Annotated in this window: 3 protein-coding genes; 2 read left to right on the top strand and 1 reads right to left on the bottom strand. The window is 26.8% G+C overall.

Features of this window, described 5'->3' with window-relative positions; all coding sequences use genetic code 11:
* Positions 1–441: 441 nt before the first annotated feature.
* Complete coding sequence (locus B3040_RS13240; protein WP_291574057.1) at positions 442–1,209, top strand: hypothetical protein; 768 nt, start codon at positions 442–444, stop codon at positions 1,207–1,209.
* A 228-nt stretch (positions 1,210–1,437) separates the two neighbouring features.
* Positions 1,438–2,313: a YitT family protein gene (locus B3040_RS13235; protein ID WP_291574055.1), complete on the top strand. Its 876-nt coding sequence runs from the start codon at positions 1,438–1,440 to the stop codon at positions 2,311–2,313.
* A gap of 137 nt (positions 2,314–2,450) precedes the next feature.
* On the opposite strand, the gene B3040_RS13230 is transcribed toward B3040_RS13235, so the two are convergent.
* Complete coding sequence (locus B3040_RS13230) at positions 2,451–3,590, bottom strand: mechanosensitive ion channel family protein (RefSeq protein WP_291574053.1); 1,140 nt, start codon at positions 3,588–3,590, stop codon at positions 2,451–2,453.
* Between the last annotated feature and the right edge of the window lie 132 nt (positions 3,591–3,722).

The raw sequence follows: 3,722 nt of genomic DNA, 5'->3' as shown, positions 1-3,722 counted from the left end.
CACTGTAGCATTGCCACCATCTGGCGACTTTTATATCTTATCATCATTTAAAATCTTTGTCAACATTTTTATTAATTTATTTATTTTCTTTTTTAAAATCTAATAAACAAATTTTATTAATTTCGACAAAATATATACTACCATGATAAAACTCTTAAGTCAACATATTTTTAAAAATTAATTTTTATTAATATTAAACTGCATACATATTATATAGTGCTAAACCATCCATTGTAGCTATATTTTTAAACTTAACTAAATAATTACTAAAGTTATATGTATATAATAACCGAATATTGGGAAATGCTAATTAACAATCATACTTATAAAATCAGTATGAGAATTGTGGTGAATTTTCTGCCATGAATATTATTAAATTTATTTGGCAAAATTAACTTTATACTTTAAATCAATAAAATAATTAGTATGGTGATTTTATTTATGAGTAATAAAAACAATGGATTTAATGATTTTCAAAATTTAACTTTATATTTGATAATATTTACAATACTTTTGACTTATAATGTTACTTACATATTTAGTATGTCAAATAGTAATCTAACTATTGCAACCTTTAGTAATAAACTATCTTACAATAATTCTAAGCTAAATCTTTTATCATTATCCAATAAAAAGGAAAACAAAAGTTCATTTACTGACTTCTCACTAGATGATGACAGATATTATAGTTACTACTTAAATACGTCTCAGAAGAAACAAACTAATTTATATAAAGCTAAATCTGAGGCCCAAAATAAAAGCAGGACAGCTCATCTTCCTAATGAATTTAAATACAAATCAATAGATGAAAATTCATTGAGAGAGTACCTAAGTCTAAGAGGTTCATTATTAGGAGAGGAACCCTATTTTTCCTCTATAATAAGTACATCAAAGGATTTTAATCTAAACCCTTTGTTACTTTTTGCTATTGCAGGTCAAGAACAATCTTTTGTTCCAAAAGAAAGTAAGAATGCAGAAAAAATTGCTAATAATCCATATAATGTTTTTAATAGTTGGCAAAAATATAATACAGATATATCTGATGCTTCAAGAATAGTGTCAAGAACGGTTATTAACTTGTCTAAAGATAAGCCTACTAACATAGATTTATTTGTATGGATAAATAGAAAATATTCTGAGGATAAGGATTGGCATTATGGTGTTAGATCTATATATGAACAACTTAAAACTTACTCCACATTTTTCTAAACACAAGATTATAAACTTATTTTTATTAAAATATAAAAGGTTCTAAAGACCTTTTATATTTTTTTTGCTATTAAGCAATACTATATATAATTTAGTCTTTAAATCAAAATTACTAGTACCTTGACTTTTATATTTCTCTCAAAATTAAACGTGATTATGATATAAGTATAGAAATAGTGTTATAACTAATATATAATATATTTTTAATCAATTTTTTAGGAGGATCTTATGGATTTGTATTTAGGTATGAAAAAACAAGAACTTATAAAGTGTTGTATTATGATTGTTTTGGGCAGTGTTATATGTGCAATTGCTATAAACTTATTTATAATACCCTCAAATCTTCTTAGTGGTGGTGTTTCTGGTATTGCACTAATAATTAAATACCTATCTGGGGTATCGGTAGGAGTTACTGTTCTTATTCTAAATATCCCATTATTCATTCTTAGTGTATTGAAGATAAATAAAAAATTCACTATTTTAACATTTCTAGGGCTAATTTCACTTTCCCTAGGTTTAATAGTAACCACTCCATTAAACACTCTCCTAGCTCCAGTAGCAGATTCAAATAAACTTTTATATTGCATTTATGGTGGTGTGTTGAATGGTCTTGGTCTAGGAATTGTATTCACTAATTATGGTTCTACTGGTGGCTTAGATATTATAAGTATGTATATGAAGAAAAAATACGACATAAACTTAGGGTCTATGTCCTTTGCAGTTAACTTCATTATTGTATCTATAGGCGCTATTCTATTTGAGTTTACAGTAGGACTTTATACACTGGTATCAATCTACATTACTTCTATTTCAATGGAGAAAGTTATTAAAGGTTTTAATACACAGAGAATGCTACTTATAATTACTAAAAAACAAAAGGAAGTCAGTGAAGCAGTAATGGATGAACTTCATAGAGGTATAACTGTTCTATATGGTGAAGGCGCATACTCTCATGAGAAAAAAAATGTTTTATATTGTGTAGTGTCACTTTCTCAACTACCTAAAATTAAGCATATTATTAGATCTATTGATGAAAATGCTTTTCTTTCCATTATTGACACATCTGAAGTACAAGGCAAAGGATTTACAAATCCTATTTCTTAAACATATTAGTAAAGCGAGGTATAATTCATACCTCGCTTTACTAATATTTTTCATTGCTGTTTAACAACTTCCATAAAAATTATTGGTCCTATACCAAAGCTTATTTGTTTATTTTACAATTCAGTAAAGATATATAACTAATTTTCTAGCTTAGATATATTATTATTTATATTTGTGCTTATATCCTCCATATAAATGCTCCTGCTTGGAAATGCAATCGATATATCTTCTTCTTGTAAGATTTTCATAATATTGCAGTTTATATCTTGTTTTATTTTCATAAATTCTTCAAATTGCACTGTATTTGTAAAAAACTGCACAAAAATATCTAAACTACTTTCATTAAATTTATCAAAACTAACATGTGCTGTATCCTTATTCACTCCATAATGTTCGCACAACATTATATAAATTCTATCTACACACATCTGTATCTTCTCAATAGTGGTATTATACGTTATGCCTAAGTTCATGGTAACTCTTCTAGTGTCTCTTCTATTAAAGTTAAGTATTGGATCATTTGCAAGCATTGAATTAGGAACGGTTATTAAGACTTTTTCAAATGTTCTTATCTTAGTGCTTCTAAAGGATATATCCTCTACAACACCCTCTAAATCTCTACACTTTATCCAGTCACCAATTGAAAATGGTTTATCAAAGATAATTACTACACCTGCAATTAAATTAGCTGCAAAGTCTTTAGCCGCTAAAGCAAAGGCTAATCCTCCGAGACCTAACCCGGTAATGAAGGCTTTTATATCAAATCCCCAAATATCTGCTATCTGAATTACAGCAAAAGCTAATACTACTGCTTTTAAAACTTTAGATATTAATGGGTAAAATATTTTATCTATCCTTACATCATATGTTTCATTTACCTTTTCAAATAGTATAGACGAATCCTTTGTTAAGTTCAACAGCCCATTAACTATTAGCAAAACTATTGCTGTTGACAGTAAATTATTAATTAATAGTATGCTTATTGGTAGTGCATTAGAGAGTGACCTTAAAAAAATATATCCTCCTAACACTATAAAAAAGGATTTGAAAGAACCTTCAAATGCCATTATGACTTTGTGAGTTGCTCTAAAATTAAGTTTAGAGAACACCTTGTCTAATATTTTTATAATATATTTGGCAAATATATTTCTTAAGAATAATAACAAGACAAATATTCCAGTTCCTATGGCAACATTTTTCCATATGTTATATGCATTACTACTCATAACTTCTTTGACTAATTCATTAGAAAATATATCTAAACTTGCTAAATACACTATCCCATCTCCCTTCAATGTTAATATAGTACAATACATTTTATATTATTCGCACCTTAGTGAATTTATTTTAAGGTTTTAATTATTATTAATAATTTAATACTTTATAACAAAAAAGCACTTCAATATGAA

Origin of the sequence: Clostridium sp. UBA4548 (assembly GCF_002387895.1) — a bacterium.
In the GTDB taxonomy this organism is placed as follows: Bacteria; Bacillota; Clostridia; order Clostridiales; family Clostridiaceae; genus Clostridium_J.
Note: the sequence above shows the minus strand (reverse complement) of the source record. Positions and strands in the feature narration are given on the sequence as shown.

Excerpts from the sequence above, each read along its gene's own strand:
- B3040_RS13240 (WP_291574057.1), top strand. The coding sequence starts at position 442 with ATGAGTAATAAAAACAATGGATTTAATGATTTTCAAAATTTAACTTTA.
- B3040_RS13235 (WP_291574055.1), top strand. The coding sequence starts at position 1,438 with ATGGATTTGTATTTAGGTATGAAAAAACAAGAACTTATAAAGTGTTGT.